We start from the raw sequence: 981 nt of genomic DNA on the forward strand, positions 1-981 counted from the left end.
TCAGGGTCGGCGAGGCATGCCGCCTCAGATGGGACGACATCTGCTTTGACCGCAAGAAGCTGTTCGTCTTCCAAGGCAAGGGGCGTAAAGACCGCTACGTGCCCATTTCCGACCAGATGCTCGTCGTACTCAAGGCATATCGGAAGAAGTATCCGAGCGACGACTATGTCTTCAAGAGTCATGGCAGGAACAAAGAGCCACAGCGCATCACTCCAGGCTATGTGCGAGTCATCCTCAAGAACGCATTGGCGAGGGTCGCACTCGACCATACCATCACCATCCACGACCTGAGGCACAGTGCAGCCACTCATCTCCTTGAGAACGGAGAGAACATAGTGCATGTACAGAAGCGGCTCGGACATGCGAGACTCACGACTACGATGGTTTATCTTCATGTTGCTGACATTGAACCTGTTAGACATGTGCGGTTGATTGACGTCCTCTTCCCGCCCAAGCAATGAGGACACGCTTCGACATCGGTCAGATTATACGTGACCATGGAGAGAAGTTTCTTAGTACCCATAATGTAGTTACGCCTGTAAGGAAAGCGTTTGGCCATATGGCGATGTGCCGAACCAGCGCCCTTGGAGGTCATGTGGAGGTATGTCCCGAGTGCGGCGAAATCAAGATAAGCTACAACAGTTGCCGTGATCGTCATTGCCCCAAGTGTCAGAACAAGGAGCGTGAGCAGTGGATTTCTTTCCGCAGGGAGGAGATTATTCCCACGAAGTATTTCCATGTGGTATTCACGGTGCCGGATTGCCTGCGTCCTATAGCCATTAACCATCAGGCTGCCTTCTACGATTGCATGTTCAAGGCCGCATGGGACACCATCTCCGCCTTTGCAGGCGATAAGGGACTGCGTACCGGCATGTCCGCCATTCTTCATACGTGGGGTTCCAATCTGTTCTACCATCCGCACATTCACTGCATTGTGCCGGGTGGCGGGATGGACAAACTCGGTGTGTGGCATCATCTCAA

General features: G+C 53.0%; 2 protein-coding genes. Both read left to right on the top strand.

Annotated features, from left to right (window positions below):
• Positions 1-461 (top strand): site-specific integrase (locus CIK98_RS00865; protein WP_141210347.1); only part of this gene is annotated, 461 nt, incomplete at its 5' end.
• A partial coding sequence (locus tag CIK98_RS00870; protein ID WP_141210348.1) for a transposase zinc-binding domain-containing protein occupies positions 458-981 on the top strand: 524 nt, incomplete at its 3' end. The genes CIK98_RS00865 and CIK98_RS00870, both read left to right, overlap by 4 nt.

Source organism: Prevotella sp. P2-180, from assembly GCF_002251435.1.
GTDB lineage: Bacteria > Bacteroidota > Bacteroidia > Bacteroidales > Bacteroidaceae > Prevotella.